Below are 20,339 nucleotides of genomic sequence, written 5' to 3' on the forward strand. Positions count from 1 at the left end.
AGAGGTAGTAAATTCCATCAAATCGGTCATATGCGACTAACCATCTCATTTCTCTTGACAATCACCATCCGGGCCAGAAGGATCAATGCCAATCCCTCCACGGAGCCGACGTCCCATACCGGCTCCGTCTCCGATCGTCGACCGGTCGAGCCACCATCACCAGCCGTGAAGGCAGTGGCGGCCAGGAACCCGACCATCCGCCGTCAAAGGCCCACTGAAGGAGCGGAGATGACATTTCGGCAGTACAAGACCCTGCGCGACCGCCTGACCGGCACGGTATGCCTCGTCACCGGAGGTGCCCAGGGCATCGGTTGGGCCGTGGCACGCCTCCTGGCCGGGCACGGCGCGACCGTCCATGTCTGTGACATTTCGAGGAGCGACATCGAGGCCGCGCGCTCCAGGGCGTCGTCCGGCTCCCTCCACTTCGAGCAGGTGGACGTCACCGACCGGCACGCCCTGGAGGCGTGGATATCCGCCGCTCACAGCCGCCACGGGCGCGTTGACGTACTCGTGAACAATGCGGCGTACAGCCGCTGGGTGGACGACGCAGACATGAGCGATGACGACATCGAACGCACCATGCGGACCAGCTTCGACGCCATGGTCCACGCGACCCGCGCGGTGGTGCCCCTGATGCTGGCCGGCGCGGGCGGGCAGATCATCACCATGGGATCGCTGGCAGGGAGCGTCTACGTCCGCGGTCCCGCCGCCGCCTACGCCGCGGCCAAGGCGGCGGCGGAGGCGTACAGCCAGATACTGCGCCTGGAACTCGCGCACACCTCCGTCGATGTGACGCTGGTGCGCCCCGGAGCGGTGGCCGGTACGAACTTCTTCCGCCAGGTGTCGTCCCGGAGGATGTCGAGGCTCAGCGACCTCTTCCCGGCGGCGACACCGGAGCAGGTCGCGGCGGGCATCGCCAGGTCACTGGTTCGACCGCGCCCCGTGGTGAACGTCCCCGCCTATGTGCCGTACGTCGCGGCCTTCCACACACTGGCGCCGGAGAAGCTGAGGCGGCTCGCCGAGCTCAGCGGTGAGTCGAGACGTGACTATGCGACGGCGAGGGGCCGCCGAGCCGGGAGGCGGGTAGGCCGGTGAAGATCGCGCTACTGGACATGGACGGCACACTCACGCCCAGCGCGCTGGGGATGGCCATGCTCGGATCCCGACCCGCCGCGAGGCTGATAGACCCCGTGGCGATGAAGGACCTCGGGCGGCTCTACCGGGATTCCCAAGGCTCCGTCACAAGCATGTACGCGCTCCACGAGAAATACGCCCAGACGCTGGCCGGCCTGCCCGAGTCGGCGATACAGGAGCTGGCGGAGGAGGTGTGGCAGAGCGAGAGGATCTCCATCTACCCCCACACCAAGCCACTGATCGACCTGCTCCATCTGGCCGGGTACCGCACGGTCCTGGTCTCCGGGAGTCCGGACGAGATCGTCCGTTTGGTCGCCCGGGACCTCGGCGCCCACGCCGGGTGCGGAACCCGGCTCGTTCGCTCCGGGGGCCAGTACACCGGCCGTCTCGAACAGGCTCCCGCGCTGCCGGGAGGGAAGAGAGCGGTGCTGGAGGAGGTGGTGCAGCCCGGGGCGGTGGATTGGAACGTCGCGTACGCGCTGGGAAACTCCTGGCCGGACATCGAGGTGCTGAACCGCGCCGGATTCTCGCTGCTGTTCGAGCCGGACCCCCATATTCGCGAGGCCGCTGAATGGTTCGGGATCCGGCAGGCGACTCGCCGCACCGTGCTGGAGCAGACTCGGGAACTGCTGTCGGCCTCACTGGCCGCGGCGGCGGGCGACGTTGGAAGGCGAAACTGATGGGAGGCCGACGAAAGGCCCGCATAGCCATCATCGGCGCCGGCGTATCCGGGATCTGCCTGGCGGTCAAGCTCAAACTGTCCGGAAACGACGACTTCGTCGTCTTCGACAGGGGAGGGACAGTGGGGGGAGTGTGGCGGGAGAACGTCTATCCGGGTGTTTCCTGCGACGTCCCGAGCAGGATCTACTCCTTCTCGTTCGCGCCAAACCCTGACTGGGATGCGTATTTCGCCCGAGGTGACGAGATTCGCTCCTACCTCGATCGTGTGGTGGAGAGATACGGGATCGGTCCTCATCTGAGACTGGGTGAAGAGGTGGTGGAGGCCCGGTTCGTCGCGGGGGAGTGGAGAGTTCTGACGGCGCGGGGGGTGGAGTCGCGCTGGGACTTCCTGATAGCGGCCACCGGCCTGCTCGTCCAGCCCGCCCTGCCCGAGCTGGAGGGGAGGAACGCCTACCGGGGAGTCGCGATGCACTCCGCCCAATGGGAAAGCGGCGTCGACGTACGGGGGAAGCGCGTCGCGATCATCGGCACGGGGGCGACAGGAACGCAGATGACCTGCGCACTCGCCGAGGAGACCGAGCACCTCTACCTGTTCCAGCGCACCGCGCAGTGGGTCTTCCCGAAGCCCGCGCGACGGTACTCCGTGACCACGAAGGGACTCCATCGCCTGGTGCCGGGCTTCAGCCGGCTCGCGGACCGCTTCTGGCGGGTGGCCTTCCAGGGCACCATAAGCGCGGCAGCGGTCAGCGCGGGATGGCAGCGGAGACTGATCGGAGGGATCTGCCGGCTGTCCCTCAGGCAGGTCCGCTCCAAGGAGCTGCGGCGGCTGCTCACCCCTGTGGACGATCCGATGTGCAAACGCCTGGTGGCGGCTTCCGGGTTCTACCGGGCCGTGCAGCAGCAGAACGTCACGGTAGTCGGTGAGGAGATCGAGAGGATCACGGAGCGGGGGATCCTGACCCGTGACGGCAGGGAAAGGGAAGTGGATGTCATGGTCTTCGCCACGGGGTTCCGGGCGGATACCTTCATGCGCTCGGTGAACGTGGTCGGAAGAGCCGGAAGAACCATCGAGGACGTCTGGTCCGACGGCCCCAGGGCCTATCGCACGGTTGCACTGCCGGGCTTCCCCAACTTCTTCATGATGGTCGGCCCGAACAGTCCGTTCTCAAGCGAGTCGGTCATGCGTATCGCCGAGACGCAGTCGGACTATGTCCTCCGGTGGATCGAGCTCTTCGAATCCGGTGCCGTTGCGGAGATGTCCCCCACCCAGGAAGCCGCGGACAGGTTCAATGAACTGCTGCGAAGTGCCATGCCCGGCACGGTCTTCTCGTCCGGATGCGCCTCCTGGTACCACGATTCCCGGGGAAGTCTGATGGTCTGGCCCTGGACGGTGAGATCGCATCACAGGATGCTGTCACGGATCCAGCTTTCACACTTCGACATCCGGCAGCGCGAGGAAGCCGGCCGGTCCGGGCCGGGAAGCGAGAGTGGCGCGTGCCCGTGAAACCATCCCTGCTCTTCGTTCACGGACTCGGCGCCGACGGGACGTACTGGGGCGACGTGCGCAGTCTCCTCACCCGGTACGAGTCGTACGCCTATGACCAACGCGGACACGGGCGAAGCCCGTTGGGAGACGAGACACTCACACTCGATCTGCTCGCGCGAGACCTGGGTGCAGCCGTCCGGAATTCCCCCGTGCCGGGCCCGGTGGTCCTGGTCGGACACTCGGCCGGAGGCGCCGCCATTCTCCGGCTCGCCGCTCTGGAGCCGGCGCTGTTCGGCCCGGAGTCGGAGATCGTCGGCGCGGTCCTGGTCAGTGCGTCCCGGCTGGACTTCCGCTGCTCGGTGAGCGGATATCCGGGGCGCCTTCTGGAGCGGTCCCTGCTCTCTCTGCCCCGCGCCGCTCTGCGGTACGAGCACGGCGGACCCGTCGGCCGGTTGACGGCACGCGGTGCGATGGGGGCGATAAGGGTGATCAGTGGCCGGTCCTGGCCCCTCTACGGGCCCAAGGCCTCGGCGGGTGCCCGGCGCGAGTTCTCGACCCTGCTTGCGAGAACTCCGCCCCACACGTTGAGCGTCATGCTCGAACTGCTCTCCGACTTCTCGCTGCCGGATCTCGCCGCCCTGCGGAGGGTTCCGGTCCTGACAGTGACCGGGGAGCGCGACAGAATAGCTTCGCATGAATACCTGAGGAAACTCTCCGAAGAGCTCCCGTCCGCCCGGTCGGCCGTGATCCCGCGCGCCGGCCACGTCCTTCCGCTCGAATGCCCGGCGGATTTGAGCGGCGAGATCCGGAAATTCCTCGAAACGTCGACGACTCCCAAGGAGCACGGCCAATGACGATCGCCAGTCAGTCGCAGAACCCCTCGCACGGATACAACGAGAGTTCGATCGGCCACAAGGTGCACAGTGAACTCGAAAGGCTTCGCCGCCTTGAGGGGGCGCTGGATCCCGACACCATCGGCCTGCTCTCCGACTGCGGGGTACGGCCGGACTGGCGCTGTCTGGAACTGGGCGCGGGCGCCGGGTCGATCGCGTACTGGCTCGCCGGGATGTGCCCCGAGGGAAGTACCACCGCCGTGGACCTGGACACCCGCTTCCTCGACCCGGGCATGGCCCGCAACCTCACGATCAGTGAACAGGACGTCCTCGACTGCGACTTCGCTCCGCAGTCCTTCGACCTGATCCACACGCGCGCGCTGCTGCTTCACCTCCCCCAGCGGGACGAGATCTATCGGCGCGCCGCTCAGTGGCTCGCTCCTGGTGGATGGCTGGTGACCGAGGAACCCGTGATCATCGATGACCGCGAATCGCCCTATCCGGAGTTCAGCAAGATGACCCGTGCCGTCAGAACTCTCTGGGGAATGCACGGGGCGGACTTGCGGTGGTCGAGGTCCCTGCCCGGTCTGGCCCTGCGGAACGGTCTGACCGATCTGTCCGTCTCCACCCGGATCATGCAGTGCGGGCAGGGCGGCGCGGGTGACCGCCACTGGACGTTCATGATCAATCAGATGCGCGATCCGTTGATAGCCACCGGACTCCTCTCGCCGGGGGAGTGGCAGGCGGGCATCGACTCATTCGACGATCCGGCCTTCATCGACATCAGTCTGGTCATGATCTCCGTCCGGGCCCGTCGCCCTGTCTGACGGTACGCCACACGGGGCAGGCCCGGCTGGCCTCGCCATCGCAGGTGTAGGGCTCCTCGTTGCGGCGGGAGCCGATGGGAGGCCCGGCCAGGCTGTTGAGCTGCCGGCCCTGGAGCCCGAGGCCGTGTCGTGCCGTGAGGCGCCTACCTCGACAGCACCGTCCGCCGAGGACTCGGTGCGGATGACGGCGATGTTCAGGGCGCTGGCCGTCGGTGCGCCTGCGGCTGTTCTCGAAGGTCCCCTCGCACGAGGGCGGGGAGGCGTGCGCATGCGACATCCATCCGTGGGGGTGTCCCAGCCGGCCGTCTGCCACCACCCGTCACCGCGGCCCGCGCCAACATCGCCGCGACTCGCGCCGTCACGGCCACGTCCATCCTGAGAGCGTCGACTGCCGGCCGTACGCCTTGCCCTCACCGCACCCGCCTGCCGACTCCCCGACGGCCAGGCCCTCGCCGACATCCTCGAAGAAGGATGGATACCCGTCCTCGCCTCCATCCACCGCCAGATCGGCCTCTGGCAGCGAGCCGATGAGGTGCTCGGCCCCGAAACGGTCCTTCGCATGCTCACCCTGCACGGCTCCCGCACCGAATCCGTCGGCGAATGGTGGGGATCCGGCTGGTACGGGACCGCCACCCGCCGCGCGATCGCCCGCGCGGTGGGCGACAGCACCCTGCCTGCTGCGGTCTCCGCCGTCTTCCCGGACACTGAGCACCCGGCCCGACGTGGGGGTCTGCCACCCCGACCTGCTTGACGACGACACCTTCGCCTGGATCACCGAAGCCGTCTTCAAAGAGGGAATGCTGCGGCGCGAAGCCGGGCTTCCGGCCCCGTCGGCCGTGATCCTCCTGGGCTGGGCGGCTCAGGACCCCGGCGACATCCGCCGCCAGGACATTGGGGGAGGCGAGACTTCTGCCACCGACGCGAGTGCGGACTGTCCCTGACCGGATCTCCGGTCCAAGTTGGCCCACCCTGCGGTTCCGGTAGGCAGTCCCGAGGACGTCCGACGCGTGGCTTCGCCGATCGCTGGAGGACCCTCGCCAGGTTTGAGGATCGTGTCTCCGCCTGCGGGCGGAGACACGGTCGGGACGCCCGAGCGCGTCAGCCGGGCTTCAGAAGGCCGCTCCAGGTCGGCAACGCCTCGGCGTACCAGGTGCTGCTCCGGATGGTCCAGCGGTCCTACCCGGGGCGTCAGCGGTCTGTGCGAGCCGCGACCAGCCGCGGTACGGTCGCTATCCTTCTTATGAAAAGTTTTTGATGACACGTCAGAACTGCGAGGGGCTTCCGAAAGTGGCTGGGAATAATGACGGTGGCGATGCCCGCAGGCAGGCCCTGGAGACCTGGGCCAGCGCGATCGGCAAGCCGGTGGGAGAGAACTACACTCCCTACTCGCGCTGCAAGGAATGCTTGACCACGGTCGAGTGGAAGATGTCCACCGGAGGCAAGTGGATTCCCTTGCAGCCCAAGGACCTGCCCAGTTCTCGAGTCCCAGCCAGGGTCGCCTGGCACGAGGATGACGATGGGTTGGTGCGTCCTGGCCGGAGGGCGGGACGGTGTCGGGTGATCCACTAGGCCGTGTGTCCCGCCAGGGTTGGCACCTTGGAGCCCGAACTCGACGAGGTGCGAAGGATGCTCGGAGTCCGGGGCCGCAGCTATCGGATCGTTACCGGCGAGGACACGCCGCTGAACCTTGCCCCTAACGAGTACGGCATCTCGCTGGCTGCGGAGCAGGAGGGCGCGCTCTTCACTGAGAAGGAGGTCGATGATCGTGATGTCGCGCCTGCGGATGTGTCGCGGTGGGACGACTGGCTCCGGGTCCAGGCCGCCGATCCTGGTGAGTTGACCAATCCGGTCTACGTTGCGCTCAACCGGATGGGTGAGCGCGTCGAAGGAACCTGGCTGATTCCCCGAACCCCGAAGAACGAAGGCCAACTGCGACGGCTCGCAGACCAGAACGGCTGGAGCTGGACCGACCTTCCCGGGTCCGGGCCGGATGTACTCCCCTTGCCGCACCCCCGCACCGGGGACAGTTGATGTGGGTCGGCCTTTGCGTCGCGAGTGCATGGAGGCGGGCGGGGCAAGTCGAGCTGCGAGGAGCTGTTTGAACGGCTGAGGGCGCAATTCGGTATCGCCGACCGCTGTCACCACGGCGGAGCACGGCGTTGGCCGTGGGCCGTGTGTCCTCCACGAGCTGCGGGCGAAGGTCGAAGCAGGCTGCCGCGACAGCTCCGCCCGCCAGGGTGGGGCTCGCGTTCGAGGACGGTCACCGGCCGACCGGCGCGCTACAGCCGGAAGGCGACGACCAGGTTGGCGAGGCCCGCGCCGACGACGATGACACGGTGGCGGTCCGAGGGACTGGTCATCGGCGGACTGCCGAAGTTGACAGACCCGTGGGTGCGTGGTGGAGCCGGAGGTCGGCGACGTAGAGCGCGGCGCCCCGACCAGTGGGGCCAGGGGAGGCGTAGCGGCTGACCTCGAAGTGCCAGTCGACGTTCCCCCGGGAGTGGGCCCGGTACGGCCTGGCGAGGGCCGCCGCCTGCGCCCCGCAGGGCCGGGCCCGCGCACGCCACCGCGAGCAGTTCCTGCTTCGCCGCCAGGAACTCCTCGACGCATCCTGTCAGCAGCCCGTTCATCGCCGCGCACGCCCCAGCCAGCGACAGCCGATCGCTAAGGCGGACCAGGGTCATCGGTTGTGGAAGTAGCCGATCGGCTGTTCCTTGGCGACGGACAGGACGTCGTTGAACAGCCACTGACACTGGGTGGAGGCGCTGCGCATACGCCGCAGTCGGCAGGCGGTGGATCCACTCAGACAGGTCGATCCCGGCGCCCAGTTCGGAGGGTGCGAAGAACAGGTGCTCGCGGGCCCTCGGTAAGGATGGCCGTCACGAGGTTGGAGTCGTCGAGCTGTCGCGTACCTCTTCGCGGGAACCGGCCGATGTTGTCGGTGTCGGGAACTACGCTTCCGAGAGCGCCATCGACTGGGGGTTTCGTGTACGACAACTCGCTGACAGTGGACGTCCCGCTCGGCCCATTCGAGGGGACACCGGTCACCGTTCACTCGGCCAGGGGCAGGAACGCCAAGCTGCACACCACGACGGACTGCTCCCAGCTCCGGACCTCGGCGGTCACGACAGTGCGGGTCCCGCTGGACGCCGCGACGGTCGGACGGCTGTGCGCCCAGTGCTGGTCCTGGGGGCCGTGGACGAGGCCGGGGAGTGGGCTGGGCGTCTTCCTGCGGGCGCTCGGCGGGGTCGGATTGCTGTTCCAATTGCAGTGCTACGCGGGGCCGGACGAGGACATCGACTGGGACAGTGAGGAACTTCAAGCCGCAGCCGGTCTCCTTCGCTTGGTGATCGCGCATCAGGCGGACGAGGAGGACGACGAAGCCTTTGACGAGGACGCCTATCAGGACGCCAGGTGGCTGCGGGACCGCGTCTTCGGCCTGTGGCGCTCCGCCGCCCAGAGCCTGCACGAGGCCGAGAGCACCGCGGCGATGTTCCCCTGGCTCGCGGACTGGGTGAGGCCGAAGCTGGCGGCGAAGATGCACCACCTGGAGGAACTCCGCGGCCAGGCGGCGCTGTTCGTTGACCCGACAGGGATCCTCGCTGGCGCGGCCGCGGCCGGCATGAGTGAACCCGACCTGCCGGTGAGCGATCCGGCGTTTGGTGCGCTCGGCAAGAGCGGCGACATCGGCAAGGGCCTCAAAGCGCTCTGGCACGGCTGGCAGCACGACGCCGCCCGCAGCAGGAACGGTTCCACTCGGCCGTCCTACGCCGTGGCGAGCCTTATGCGTGGAATCCGGAGCAACCGCAAGGGCTATGACCAGGCCCGCGAGGCCGCCGAGCTGCTCGTCGCCTCCTGGGCGGAGCACGCGCGCGCCGCCGCCGCGGCGGACCCCGTACCCACGCAGTTGGTGACGGCGACGCTGTCGGAGATCAAGGAGAAGACCCCGCACCGACCCGAGCACGGCTTCCTCCATGACCTCGACTCGTGGACGCTTGGCGTCCTGGTCACCCATCTCACCGAGGCCGACTGGGGCCGCCGAACCCTCACTCTCCACGTCCCCGCACTCGTCGCGGAACGCCTCCTCGCCACATCCTGGCCGCTCGCCTGCAAGCCCCTCGCCGACGACACCGAGCCCCCGAACGGCGACGAGCACAGCACCACGAGCCACGTCCAGCCCGGGGTGTTCGACGACACCCCGGTCCTCGAACGTAGGCCGGTCTCCGTCGAGCACCTGCGTGCCCTTCGAACCTTCACACCCGACGTCGACCCGCTGTTCATCGTCTTCTCGACGAGCGGCGGCGCCGAAGTCCTGCCGCTGACCGTGATCGAGAAGCGTCTGGCCGACGGCTGGCAGGGCGTGATCGTCGCCGGCGCATCCGACCTTCCGGCCAGCCTGATCAAGCCCTGGGCCGAACGCATCGGAACCGAGCCCGAGACGGGCACGTCCCTGTGGCCCCAACCCGCCCTGGACGCCGACGACCCGCGTTTCGGCGCTGAACTCGGCCTGGAGGACGGCGGACCGCTGGCTGCCTGGCTCGCCTTCGACGACCGGGACCGCGAACGCAACCTGCGGCTCCTCGCCATCGCCCGCGGTGTGCACGACCTGCGCACCCTGGACGGCGGCCACGACCGCGACGGCCGCGGAAGGGCGGTGCCCTGGGAGGTCTGGCACGGCCTGCTCGCCGAAAGAGCCCTCGACCTCGAACCGTTCGAGTCCCCGAGCGGCGACTGGCGGCGAAGGGGAAGCGGCATCCCGCTTGGTGCCCTCACGGACGTCCAGATCTACACCACGAACGCCAACCCGCAGATCCAGGGCAAGGGCCACTCGCCCATGTGCCGGCACTCCAACGAGCGCGGTGCCGCGGACGACGACCTCCTGACCCCCGCAGACCTCCTCGGCCGCGACGACCTCCGCAACCACTGGTGCAGAAAATGCGGCGGCTACGCCGTCCGCAGGCTCACCGACACCCAGCTCTCGTACTACCGCGCGGCACATCGCCTCCATAACCTTGCCCAGGATCTCGACCGGCAAGGGGCAGGCCACCACCACACCGACCTCGAGACCACCGCCGCAGAGCTGGCTTCGCTCGCCGACTGGCACCCGATCGGCGAGCGCCACTGGTCGGGGCGCGGCTCCGGGAAGTGGCGCAGAATCGTCTGCGACCTGCAGAACAAGGTCCAGGCCCTACACCGTCGTGACGCGCCCTGACCGCCGCGCCGTCGGCAGTAGCCGCGGCGAGGTGCTCGGCCCCGGGATCACTTCGAGGCCGCAGACGATGAGTACTCGCGGGCGCCGACAGGTTTGCTGCAGGTGGCCGCCAGTGATGCAACAGTCTCGGAGGTGGGTGCGGTCCTTGGCTTCCCGGGTGCTTGTCATAGATCGCCCATATGCTCATTGCGAGGTGCAGCGGAGATCATCTAGGAGCGGCCGTGAAGCCCGGAGACATCACCATCCCCGAGCGCCTGGGGCATCTCAGTCGTGACCCTCGTGGGTATCCGGTGATCGCGACGGTGGACCGCGGCAGCGACGGCGTCGACTTCGGCTCGATCGACGAGCACCGCAAGCTGGTCCTCGCAACCTTCGACTGGTGCGCGGTCTGCGGTTTGCCGTTCCGCGACGAGGCGCGGTGGCAGTTCGTCATGCATATGCCGGAAGGGGGCAGTGTCGACGCCATCTGGAGCGGCGAGGCCCCGGTGCACGAGATCTGTGGTGTCTACGCGGCACAGGTCTGTCCGTTCCTGTCGTCTCCGGGCGCGCGTCTGGGCGACGACGGCCGCCGAGGGCAGCGTCGACCGGCCAGCGTGCTCGCGGCCAGCTACACTGGCACGGATGCGGTGGAGATCAAGTCCTCCGGACTGCAGGACGACATGCACGTCGTGCACTTCTCCCATACCTCTGTCGTCGACAGGTTCACGTACTCCGACCGCAGCGAACTGCACGACCGCTACCGGGAGTTGCTGACGACGGAGACGCGCATCGAGCTCTCTCCCGGCGAGAAGACCCTGGTGGACCGTTTCAACGCCACCAGTACGCCGCCAGGCGAGGACGACCCCGGTGCGACGGTCACCGGCGCGGCCGTGATGGTGGGGGCGGGATACGCCCGCAACGTCTTCCGCCTGAGTGGGATGAAGACCTTCCAGGGGTCCTCGTACGCCACCATCGCGGCGGCGTTCCTCGCCGACGGCGGACTGCGCAATGCGGCGGAGACGTTTCCCGATGAGTCCGGTCGAGCGGCGGCGCAGTGGCTGCTTGAGCAAGGTGACCGCCTTCCGGCGGCGCTTGCTCGCTGGCGGGCGGACGGCATGGCGCAGACGACCGGCCGTACGGCTCCCAAGGCCAGGCCCACGGGGCCGGGGCGTGCGGTCCCGAAGAACGCCGCGGGTCCCTGTGGCTCCGGCCGGAAGGCCGGCCGTTGCCACCCGGCGGGGTTGTGAGGAGCTGAGTACGCCGGGAGTGGCGGCGGATCCTCTGCGGCACGTCGACCGGGCTCAGAGACACCGGCCGCCCCGGCATGCCATGACCGCGGAGTGCACACGCACGACACCTGATCAAGCCTTCGGAGTCGTCCACCGGTGGACCGTTTCCAGATCGCCGCTCGCTCTCGGCGCGTCGCTCGGTCCGCGACCGGTCAGCGGCGGCGACCTGGACGGCGGAGACGTCCGTGCAGCTCGACAGGACAGCCTGCTGGGCAGCGGGCGGCCAGCCAGGTTTCTGAGTTCGAGGCGTATCCGGCTTTCGAGGCGGACACGAGTGCTGCTGTCGGGTACGGTGATCGGCAGACGCAGGTCCGGACCGCCGACAGCATCGGCGGAACCAGCCACGGTCGATCGCCTTCACCGCCGTCCGGGGACGCGTCAGCAGCGCGTCCACCAGCGGAACTCCACGCCTGTGCGGCAGCACCTGGCCAGCCCCTTCCTCCGGAGTCCTCCGCATGCCCCTGCACCATCCCACCGCCGTGCCCCGCGACTTCTTCTGCGAGCACACAGCCAGCAAGAGCCGCGTCCTGGCGCTCGTCGGCCACCAGGACGGACCGGACTCGCTCCAGGCCGTCCTCACCTGCCGAGAGCCCGAACTTGCGCAACGGGCGGCCGAACTGCTCCGCGCTCTGCGTTCAAAGTCCGGCGCCTCGGAGGAACACGTCGAGCAATTGTGCCGACAGCTTCCTGATGCGCCCGCGGCCTCCCTCCGGCAGGCGGTGGCCCACACACGCGCCGGAACCTGGCCGTCCGCCGCAGGATCACTCTTCAACTGGCCCGCACACTCGGACGGCTTCGGCGACAGGAGGCCCTTCGACGACCCGGAGGTCGACCTGGACGGCGCGGAGGAGGAAGGAACCGATGGTCGGGTCGTCCGGACACCCCACCACGCCCGGCTGAGCGATCTCGCCGGGCCGGTCGTCCGCCTCGCCGTCCTGCGGGAATTCCACGTCCACGACCGGAAGGCTCTGCTGGACGCCGCCACCGACCGAGGCTGGAGTCCGCTGCCGGCCTCGGAGCTGGACGAGGACGACCCGCACGACGTGGTCGGAGCGGTGATGTGGCTCGCCGACTCCGGATCCGAGGTCGAAGGCGCCGACAGCCTCCTCGACCTCGGCAAGGCGCGCCGGCTGCGGTCGGACGAGGGCCATGAAGTGGCCCAATGGAGCCCAAAGCCCGTTGTGGAGGACTTCGGAAGGGGCTGGCTGCACCGGGCATCGGAACAGCCCGGCGACAGCGACCCGACCGAGGAGTGCGTGGACTTCGCGGCGCTGTTCGCGTCGGAGCCGCTCCACTGCGACGACCCTGAGTGCGAGGACGAGAGCTGCCTGTGGCAGCTGACCCCCCGCACCGCGGACCTGCTCCACACCGCGCTCGCAGTCCTCGCCGATGAGGCGTACGACGACGCCGCGGAACTCGGCGACGAGCGCCTGGTGGAAGGCGCGCACGAGGGCAACTGGGGCGTGTTCGCGCGGATGCCGAAGCTGACGTTCGCCGCGGACCTCCAGTGGCGCCGCCGGTTCGCCCGCGCCGCCGACGACCTCGCCGACGACCTTGAACACGGCGGGTGGCCGCAGCCGACCTGCACCGCCGAAGAACTCGCCCTCCACTTCGCCCTCGACGACGCCCGCGACCTGCACGACGAACTCGGTGAAACGGACGATCCCGACCACACCGCGCTGCCGGTGCACCGCGACGACTACGACTTCGACGCCTGCACGGACATGTTCTTCCAGGACACCGACGTCCTCATGCTCTACAACGCCCGCTTTGACGGCATTGAGGACCCGGACGGCGAAACCAACCAGCAGATTGGTATGGGCGACCTACGCGCGGCAGCCTGGTTCAACCCGTTCGGGAACGTGAAGATCCGCGACCCGCACCGCGGCTTCCGCCGCTGAACGATCCCTGCGCCGCACAGGGTGGTGGGGCCAGGGACGAGGGGCGGCTTCCAGCGGTCAACACACGGCCAGCGTGATGTGCGATGGCCCCTGCCTGCGCACCCACACATGCAGGGGCCATGCAACCGCTGGTTCTGCGGCGAGAGCCGCGATCAGGGCGGCATCCATGCTGGCGGTGTCGACAGAGAGGTCACTCTCAATGAAGCGGACTTCGGTGCCTGCACCGGAGCCGGCGCTGCGTACCGCCGCACCTACGACGGGCGCTCTCCGAGCATCATCGAATACATCCTCACCCGGCCGCGCGCGAGTCAGCCCTCAAACTCCCGCCCCGCCGAGCGCTCGCCCGGAGTGGAGCGAACGGCGCCTCTAGGTTCGACGCTTGGGGGGAACTGGGCCGGGGATGACGTCGAGATTCAGGTGCTCCTTGAAGAGGTGGACCAGGTTGGCTCCGTCGAGGAGCTCGAGTCGGCCGTGGTCCTGGGCGAATGCCTGGCTGGCTCTGCCGAACCAGGAGGTGGTGACCAGGATGCCCTTCGCCGCTCGCTTGTGCTCGACGACGCCGGCCAGGGCCGAGACGGTCTCGAAGGGCACCACGTTGCGGCTGCGCTTGGCCTGGATGACACACAGCCCTTTCATCACCGGGTCGGTGTTCATCACGACGGCGTCCACCCCCTCGTCCTTGGAAGGCTGCGTGTTCCACCCTTCCATGCCGATGGCTTCGAAGAGCTGACGGACCAAGTGCTCGAACTCGAGGGGCGAAAGGTCGATCAGCACCGGTCGGCTGTCAAGGCCGGCAACCACGTCCATGCTGTCCATCAGCCTGAACTTCGACAGGTCGAACGTCACCAGCGGGCGCACCGGTTCCAACTCGTAGGGGTTCGGGGAGACGAGAGCCCGAAGCCGCTGGAGACACAACCGGGGTTCCACCTGCGTCAGAACGAGGGCCTCGAACTCCTCCCTGCTCGCTTGCAGGGTGATCAGGCACGGATGAACACCGCGTCCCGTGGCACGGTCGATAGTGTCGACGTGGCAGTTGAGGGCGATGGACCGGATGACCCGGTCCGGGTCGGAGACGAATACGTCGTTCAGAGTGCGAAGTGCGCTCTGGGCGAGCACCGACGCGTACAGTTCCTTGCGCTCCTTCTCGGGCCGCGGCACAGGAACGATCTCGTCCCGCGTCTTCACGTACTTGAAGGAACGGGCCGGCGGCACCACGTCCTCCAGCGGCAGGTCCAACTGCACAAGGAGATCACCGGTGTCGGCCTGGTAGGACACCTGGTGCCGCTTTGGGAAACCGAGGGGATAGACAGACGCAGCCAGCACCTGGTCGACGAACCATTCCACGGCCTCGACGTCTCCGGCCCGGTATGCCGCTTCCCGCTCTGCTAACGCGGCGTTGAACGCGTGGACCCGCTCGGCAGCCTCTCGGACCTTCGAGTTGTGCGCAGCCCGGCGCTCCGCGAGCTTGGCCACCCGCTTCTTCTCTCCTCGGGCGTGCTCGCCGAGCGCTTCGTCGAAGCGCCGCCGGGCTTCCTCGACCGCAGCCTCGTAGCGCGGGCTGGCGAATCCCAGCGAGGCCAGCAGGCCACGCCGAGCGGGCGGTTCGAAGTCCTCCCACCGTGGTGCCGCCACCGCACGGTCCAACTTGCCGGCCACGAATACAGCAGGCGTGAACTGCTGGCGAAGCGCGCTGAACGACAACGGAGTCGCGTGTCGGACCGACCGGGTGAGAAGCGTCCGCAGCTTCTCGGCATCGTCCTCCGCCACGGTCGTGAGGTCCACCGCCTCCTGGGCCCGCGCCACCGCGTAGGCAGCACGCTGCTCCCGCTCAGCCTGCTTGGCACGGGCCTCCGCGGCCTTGCGCTCACGCTCCGCCTGCTGCTGGAACCTGCGCTGCTCGGCTTCGGCCCGCCGTGCCTGCGCCGCATAGTCCGGCTGCCGCTTCGGACGCGCCGACCCTCCCGCCACTGGCCCTCCTCATGCTCATACATCTTGTGCCGCTACCACCTTGCCCTAACCGACCCGGCGCCATACGGCAAAGTCGACTAAACGGTGATCCAACGACTGGCCGTCCGGATGCCGGCTGATCCGCTGGCATTCGCCACAGCCGACGAGCCCTACGGGGGGTGAGTCGAAGGATCCAGAAGGTAAGGAACTCGCCGTCCCCGGAGGAGTACTTCCTGTTCCCGGGCCCCGTTCGGCTTCGGCGATGGCGTCGCCAAGGGCCACGGCTCGGTGATGTCGTACTGGGTCGTCCCGTGCCCGTGATGATGTGCTCAGCCTCGGCTTGGGTGGCTTCAGTGGGCGGGGGCGAGGACGGGTTTCCTCGCCGACCGGGCGCCGGCGGGGGTTCAGGCTGCGGCGCGATCCGCTTCGTCGTCGATGGCGTCGTAGAGGTAGGTGCCCTGGGCCCAGTCGCGGAGGATCTGCCGGTTGACGAGGATGAGGTCGTGGCGGGCGGCGAAGGCGCGGGCGTCCCGGGTGAAGCCGTTGAGTCCGATCATGATGGGTACGTCGGCGTGGTGTTCGGGTCGGGCGGTGCCGTTGAAGGTCTGGACGTCCCGGGAGCCGACCGGTTTGCCGTAGTGCTTGCACTGCACGACCACCTTGCGGCCGAGGTGGTCCCAGGCGATGACGTCCGCGCCGAGGTCCCCGGCGCGGCCCGAGTGCTGGACCCGGGTGAAGCCGTCGCGGACGAGCAAGGCTGCGCACGCCCGCTCGAACTCCGTGGCATCCATTGTGTCCAGGTGATGCATCCCGTATGTCAGGACGGCCGGGGCCTCGTCGTCGAAGTCGTCGTCCAGGTAACGGACGTACCCGCGCGGGGGGAGGAGGCGGGCCACGAGCAGGGCAGGAACCAGCGCGAGCGGGGCGGCGATAAGGGCCGACCACCAGGGGTGGTCGGCGATCCAGCCCCAGATGTCCACGCTGAGCCAGCGCCAGAAGGTGGTGCTCAGCCACTGCCAGACCACCTTGGCGACGGCGATGGCGAGTACCGCCCCGGCGATGGCCTTCAGCAGCGGATCGAAGGTGCCGTCATGGCGCACTGTGCGGCCTCTCGTGTGTCATCTCGGGGTGCTGGCGCCGGTGCCGGACCGGCCGGCTTGCGGGGCGGCGAACTCGTCGCCGGGGCCTTCGGGTCGGCAGGTGTAACAGTTCGTGGAGGGCGACGCCGTGCTCGGCCCACAGGTGGAGCCGGTCGCGGTCGACCCAACGCACCTGGTGCTTGTCGCCCCAGGACTTGGCGTCGCGGGTGAAGGAGCCGTTGGTCACCACGACGGCGATGTCGGCACCTGAACGGTCCCGGCGGCGCCTTTGACCTGGTACATCACTGGGGAGCTGATTCTTGCGCCAACCGTGGTGTGCTTCGCCTGCAGCACGATCCGGCCCAGCGCCGGATGCCGGCCGGTCACGTCGGCGGCCTGGTCGCCCTGCCGGCCGACGTGCCGCGCCGTCCAGCCGTCGCGGACCGGCAGATCCCGCAGCGCGAACTCGAACCCCTGGTCGTCCAGTGCGTCGATGCCGCTCAGGCTCAGCGGTAGGCCGGCCCCCCGTGCTGCGCGGGCCCGATCGGCGGAGCGGCGCCGCACCCAGCACACCGCCGCGACGACGAGGGCGGTGGCGGCAAGAACGACGAGGACGGGCCAGTACCGGGCACCGGCGATCGCGGCCTTGGCGAGCAACGTGGCCACCGCCAGGGCGGTGACACCGGCCGCCATGCGCTCGGTGGCTCCCCGGGGCCGACGCAGCCACCGGCGTCGACTGCGGGCCATCACGGCGCCGTTGGGGCGGAGGTGGCCGTCGGCGCCGGACTGTTCGGTGGAGCCGCGCCGGTATCGCCGAAGCCGATGAAATAGTTCCACAGCCACACCAGCGCGCAGATACCGACGACCGTCCAGCCGCTCACCTTCTTCACGCGCGGCCGCGGGTTGCGGCGGATGTGGCTACGGACGACGTGATATCCCTCGGGTACCGGCATCGGATGGGCCTCTCCCGTCGACGGCCCGCCCCTCGCGGCCCGTTCCGCTCTCTGATGTAGCAGCGCCCTCCGACACGAACTGACGGAACGTCGGCAATCGATCACGAGCCGTATCGGGATTCGGACACGGACCTCGTGCCCGCACCGGCTCCCCAGCAGGGCCTTGTCCACGGCAGCGGCCAAGGTCACCGGAACCTCGGCACAACGGCGCCCTTGATGAACGAGTCGGCAGCGGCGGCGGCAGTCACCCTGTGGACCGGTTGTCAGCTGGACGAACGCCCGGCTGTGGCGGCGCGGTGGCGTCGTCGATGCATCTGGCGAAAACCGGCGGCGTACGCCGGGGGAGCCCGAGTGGGCGTTCGCGCCGTGGTCCGGTCAGCGACCGCACGTCATCCACTGGCGCAACGAAGCCGCGAATGGGCCGTCGAATCGCGGAGATTCATCAGAAGCGTGAACCGGGACCGCGGGCGGGCCCTACCCTCTCGTCGGACGGGAAGGGAATGGTGACAGGTATGACTTCCGGCGAAGGACGCTCGCGCCGGCAGGACGGCACGGGTACCGACGACGGCGACAGCGGTCTCGCATTCCTGCTTGGCTTCGTTGCGCTCGGCGTCGTCGTGCAGACCGTAGCCTGGCTGTGGGGCCATCCGCTGGCCGCTGCCGCGGTGCTCGGCGGTGCCGCCACGGTGCTCGTCGCTCTGCGTGTGGCACTTCGGCGCACCGCCCTCGGCCCGCCGGTACGCCGATTCCTGCAACCGCTGTGGGCCCTGGTCCGCGCCGGCATTGCCGCGCGATTCACGCTCGCCCGAACCAGGGCCGCCGCGTCCGTCACCGGCCGCATCGAGCAGTGGGCCCATCGGCCGGTGCGTCAGACGACGCCCGCTGAACCCGCCGCGTCCTACACCCGGCGCTCCCTCGTTCACACGCTGGAGGCGTTCGAGGCCGCCACACCGACCGGCTTCGAGGAGATGTGCCGCGAACTGCTGGAACGCGCCGGGTTCACCGACGCCGTACGGACCGGCGGCGCCGGGGACCTCGGTGCCGACGTCGTCGCCGTGGACGGCCTCGGGCGGCGGGTGGTGCTGCAGTGCAAGCGGTACGCGGCCCCGCTGGGGTCGGAGGCCGTCCAGACGTTCAACGGGACCGCCCGGCCCGTCCACGGCGCCGCGGTCCCGGTCGTCGTGGCGCTCAACGGCTTCACCGAACCCGCTGCCGCCTTCGCCACCCAGCAGCGCCTCCACCTCGTCGACCGCGAACGCCTCGCTCGCTGGGGCGCCGGCCAGCACCTCTACCAGGTCCTCGACATCGATCCCGGAGCAGGCCGTCACACCTGACAGCCGAGACCTGGCAAGGAGGCTCCCTGCCCGGTATCCGCAGCATCTGGGGCGCGGGGACTCCGGCGAACGGCGACAAGCCACAGATCCGTGAGATCACATCTCCGCACGATCTTCCGACCAGGTGGCCACCGCCGGCCGATCTGCGGCTAAGGTCACTCCACGACCGGTAAGGGGGGCCCGTGCTGCCAGACTTCAACGACCGCGGGCACCTGCCGCCCGGCCGCTACCGGCTGACCATCACGCAGGCTGCCGAAGCCTTCGTCCACGCGGAGCGCTTCCGGGCCTCCACGAGCCGGGTCCAGGTCTGGCAGGGCTTCCAGGAGTACCTCTACCAGTTCATCCATCTGGAGGAGCAGTTCGCGCCGCTGCTTCAGGGCCGCCAACTCATCCACAGCGTGTGGCTGGGAGGCAGCTTCGTGAGCGCCAAGCTGGATCCTCACAACGTGGACGCCACGTTGCTGATGAACCCGGACGCCGAGCGGGCCATTCGAGGCAATCCCGGCTCGAAATGGCTGACGACCGCCTTCAAGAGCTGGAAGGCTATGCAGGACCGGTACGGCGTGGCCCCGCTGCGGATCCCGTACGTGCCGGTGGCCAGAGTGTTCCAGCCCCAGGACTTCGCAGCCGAGGAGCTGGAGTACTTCCGCGACCGCGGTCGCTGGGACGATTGGTGGCAGCGATGCCGCCTTCCCGGGGAGGGCGAGCCGAGCGTGCAGAGCGCCGCACCGGTACGAGGCTACGTGGAGGTGACCCTGTGACGGCCGAATGGCGTGAGCAGATGCGCCGACTCCACGGCGAGAACACCGCCCGCCGTCTGGAAGAGGAAGGCACGGAGGACCGGGACGACGACCTCGTCGAGAGCGACCTGCGCCGCGCCAACCTCGACCACCTTCAACGCTACGACCCCCACGCCCAGGCCGAGGAAGAGCTGCAGATCCGACTCACCGGAGACCACGCCGCCACCGGCGCTCTCCAGTTCGACTGGGGCAACGCCCTGCTGCGCCCGCTCCAGGACAGCGTCTCGGCGGCAGCCCACCGCCAGGTCCCCCTGGAACTGACGGGCCTGTCCCGCGGCAGCACCGTCATGCACGTACGCCCCCGGCCGGCCCCCGATCCCGAACCGGACGACGACGGCCTGCCGCTGGACATCTCACCGGCCGACGCCGGCGTGCGCACACTCGTCAACCTCCTGCGCGCCCTCGAAGACGAGCAGGACGTCCGGGCCTGGAGCGAGATCCTCGACCCGGTCGACGCGGTCGTCAAAGCCCTCGACAAATTCGACCTCGGCATGAGCATGAAATGGCTCGCATCCGACGGCGACGTCCGCACCGCCACCCTGACATCCCGCGGCCGGGCGTACGTCGCCCGCCTTCGCGAGACCCACACGGCCACCGACGTCCAACGCCTGTCCGGCCGGATCACCGAACTGCGCAGCTCCGGCGTGGTACGGATCAAGACCGGCACCTCGAAGAAGTCACCGGCCTGGGACGTGAAGTTCGACGACCCCGAGCAACTCTTCGCCATGCGCCTGGCCCTCGGCGACCAGGTCCGCTTCGTCGTCGAGCAACGCCGCACCTTCGACGCGATGAGCCGCACCCGAGCGACCGAGTACCGCTTCCTCGACGTCGACCACGGCCCGGAAGCCCTGCCTGACAGCTGACCGAGATCCGCTGCCGCGCGG

At 68.8% G+C, this 20,339-nt stretch carries 18 protein-coding genes; 13 read left to right on the forward strand and 5 right to left on the reverse strand.

The window, feature by feature from the left end; genetic code table 11:
* The first annotated feature begins 228 nt into the window (after window positions 1-228).
* The 5 genes from ABZW10_RS14395 to ABZW10_RS14415 are packed head-to-tail and all read left to right on the forward strand — an operon-like array spanning window position 229 to window position 4,961.
* Window positions 229-1,095, forward strand: coding sequence for an SDR family NAD(P)-dependent oxidoreductase (locus tag ABZW10_RS14395; protein ID WP_355364088.1), 867 nt, complete (start codon window positions 229-231; stop codon window positions 1,093-1,095).
* A complete protein-coding gene (locus tag ABZW10_RS14400) occupies window positions 1,092-1,814 on the forward strand; it encodes an HAD-IB family phosphatase (RefSeq protein WP_355364091.1) in 723 nt (240 codons plus the stop codon). The genes ABZW10_RS14395 and ABZW10_RS14400 overlap by 4 nt, the downstream gene beginning before the upstream one ends.
* Complete coding sequence (locus ABZW10_RS14405) at window positions 1,814-3,319, forward strand: NAD(P)/FAD-dependent oxidoreductase (RefSeq protein WP_355364094.1); 1,506 nt, start codon at window positions 1,814-1,816, stop codon at window positions 3,317-3,319. Before ABZW10_RS14400 ends, ABZW10_RS14405 begins: the two co-directional genes overlap by 1 nt.
* Window positions 3,316-4,155: an alpha/beta hydrolase gene (locus ABZW10_RS14410; protein ID WP_355364097.1), complete on the forward strand. Its 840-nt coding sequence runs from the start codon at window positions 3,316-3,318 to the stop codon at window positions 4,153-4,155. The genes ABZW10_RS14405 and ABZW10_RS14410 overlap by 4 nt, the downstream gene beginning before the upstream one ends.
* Complete coding sequence (locus ABZW10_RS14415; RefSeq protein WP_355364100.1) at window positions 4,152-4,961, forward strand: methyltransferase domain-containing protein; 810 nt, start codon at window positions 4,152-4,154, stop codon at window positions 4,959-4,961. Before ABZW10_RS14410 ends, ABZW10_RS14415 begins: the two co-directional genes overlap by 4 nt.
* 358 nt (window positions 4,962-5,319) lie before the next feature.
* Here the strand turns inward: ABZW10_RS14415 and ABZW10_RS14420 are convergent, their stop codons facing one another.
* Window positions 5,320-5,535, reverse strand: a complete 216-nt coding sequence (locus tag ABZW10_RS14420; RefSeq protein WP_355364103.1) for a hypothetical protein — start codon at window positions 5,533-5,535, stop codon at window positions 5,320-5,322.
* A 680-nt stretch (window positions 5,536-6,215) separates the two neighbouring features.
* On the opposite strand from ABZW10_RS14420, the gene ABZW10_RS14425 reads away from it, so the two are divergent.
* The 5 genes from ABZW10_RS14425 (at window position 6,216) to ABZW10_RS14445 (ending at window position 13,342) form a co-directional block, all read left to right on the forward strand.
* Window positions 6,216-6,530, forward strand: a complete 315-nt coding sequence (locus ABZW10_RS14425) for a DUF6083 domain-containing protein (protein WP_355364106.1) — start codon at window positions 6,216-6,218, stop codon at window positions 6,528-6,530.
* A 27-nt stretch (window positions 6,531-6,557) separates the two neighbouring features.
* Complete coding sequence (locus ABZW10_RS14430) at window positions 6,558-6,992, forward strand: hypothetical protein (protein ID WP_355364109.1); 435 nt, start codon at window positions 6,558-6,560, stop codon at window positions 6,990-6,992.
* 955 nt (window positions 6,993-7,947) lie between these two features.
* Window positions 7,948-10,173, forward strand: coding sequence for a hypothetical protein (locus tag ABZW10_RS14435; protein WP_355364112.1), 2,226 nt, complete (start codon window positions 7,948-7,950; stop codon window positions 10,171-10,173).
* A 221-nt stretch (window positions 10,174-10,394) separates the two neighbouring features.
* Window positions 10,395-11,399 carry a hypothetical protein gene (locus tag ABZW10_RS14440; protein WP_355364115.1) on the forward strand — a complete coding sequence of 335 codons (1,005 nt, stop codon included), beginning with the start codon at window positions 10,395-10,397 and terminating at the stop codon, window positions 11,397-11,399.
* A gap of 497 nt (window positions 11,400-11,896) precedes the next feature.
* Window positions 11,897-13,342: a hypothetical protein gene (locus ABZW10_RS14445; RefSeq protein WP_355364118.1), complete on the forward strand. Its 1,446-nt coding sequence runs from the start codon at window positions 11,897-11,899 to the stop codon at window positions 13,340-13,342.
* Window positions 13,343-13,708: 366 nt separating this feature from the next.
* Here the strand turns inward: ABZW10_RS14445 and ABZW10_RS14450 are convergent, their stop codons facing one another.
* The 4 genes from ABZW10_RS14450 to ABZW10_RS14465 form a co-directional block, all read right to left on the reverse strand.
* A complete protein-coding gene (locus ABZW10_RS14450; protein ID WP_355364121.1) occupies window positions 13,709-15,310 on the reverse strand; it encodes a restriction endonuclease in 1,602 nt (533 codons plus the stop codon).
* 383 nt (window positions 15,311-15,693) lie between these two features.
* Window positions 15,694-16,389, reverse strand: coding sequence for a restriction endonuclease (locus ABZW10_RS14455; protein WP_355364124.1), 696 nt, complete (start codon window positions 16,387-16,389; stop codon window positions 15,694-15,696).
* A gap of 222 nt (window positions 16,390-16,611) precedes the next feature.
* A complete protein-coding gene (locus tag ABZW10_RS14460) occupies window positions 16,612-17,061 on the reverse strand; it encodes a restriction endonuclease (RefSeq protein WP_355364127.1) in 450 nt (149 codons plus the stop codon).
* Between the two features lie 53 nt (window positions 17,062-17,114).
* The gene (locus ABZW10_RS14465) at window positions 17,115-17,321 is read right to left on the reverse strand and encodes a hypothetical protein (RefSeq protein WP_355364130.1); all 207 of its coding nucleotides are present in this window, start codon (window positions 17,319-17,321) and stop codon (window positions 17,115-17,117) included.
* A 512-nt stretch (window positions 17,322-17,833) separates the two neighbouring features.
* Here ABZW10_RS14465 and ABZW10_RS14470 point away from each other — a divergent pair.
* The 3 genes from ABZW10_RS14470 to ABZW10_RS14480 all read left to right on the forward strand — a co-directional run bounded on the left by ABZW10_RS14470 (window position 17,834) and on the right by ABZW10_RS14480 (window position 20,318).
* Window positions 17,834-18,655 carry a restriction endonuclease gene (locus tag ABZW10_RS14470; RefSeq protein ID WP_355364132.1) on the forward strand — a complete coding sequence of 274 codons (822 nt, stop codon included), beginning with the start codon at window positions 17,834-17,836 and terminating at the stop codon, window positions 18,653-18,655.
* A gap of 182 nt (window positions 18,656-18,837) precedes the next feature.
* Entirely contained in the window at window positions 18,838-19,416 is a 579-nt protein-coding gene (locus ABZW10_RS14475; RefSeq protein ID WP_355364135.1) for a hypothetical protein, read from the forward strand.
* A gap of 20 nt (window positions 19,417-19,436) precedes the next feature.
* Complete coding sequence (locus tag ABZW10_RS14480; RefSeq protein ID WP_355364138.1) at window positions 19,437-20,318, forward strand: hypothetical protein; 882 nt, start codon at window positions 19,437-19,439, stop codon at window positions 20,316-20,318.
* Window positions 20,319-20,339: the final 21 nt, after the last annotated feature.

Source organism: Kitasatospora sp. NPDC004723 (assembly GCF_040609255.1).
In the GTDB taxonomy this organism is placed as follows: Bacteria; Actinomycetota; Actinomycetes; order Streptomycetales; family Streptomycetaceae; genus Kitasatospora.

Bases quoted from the DNA above. Each gene is read 5' to 3' on its own strand.
- ABZW10_RS14395 (WP_355364088.1), top strand. From the start codon at position 229: ATGACATTTCGGCAGTACAAGACCCTGCGCGACCGCCTGACCGGCACG.
- ABZW10_RS14405 (WP_355364094.1), top strand. From the start codon at position 1,814: ATGGGAGGCCGACGAAAGGCCCGCATAGCCATCATCGGCGCCGGCGTA.
- ABZW10_RS14415 (WP_355364100.1), top strand. From the start codon at position 4,152: ATGACGATCGCCAGTCAGTCGCAGAACCCCTCGCACGGATACAACGAG.
- ABZW10_RS14425 (WP_355364106.1), top strand. From the start codon at position 6,216: ATGACACGTCAGAACTGCGAGGGGCTTCCGAAAGTGGCTGGGAATAAT.
- ABZW10_RS14445 (WP_355364118.1), top strand. From the start codon at position 11,897: ATGCCCCTGCACCATCCCACCGCCGTGCCCCGCGACTTCTTCTGCGAG.
- ABZW10_RS14460 (WP_355364127.1), bottom strand. From the start codon at position 17,061: ATGGCGGCCGGTGTCACCGCCCTGGCGGTGGCCACGTTGCTCGCCAAG.
- ABZW10_RS14465 (WP_355364130.1), bottom strand. From the start codon at position 17,321: ATGCCGGTACCCGAGGGATATCACGTCGTCCGTAGCCACATCCGCCGC.
- ABZW10_RS14470 (WP_355364132.1), top strand. From the start codon at position 17,834: ATGACTTCCGGCGAAGGACGCTCGCGCCGGCAGGACGGCACGGGTACC.
- ABZW10_RS14480 (WP_355364138.1), top strand. From the start codon at position 19,437: ATGCGCCGACTCCACGGCGAGAACACCGCCCGCCGTCTGGAAGAGGAA.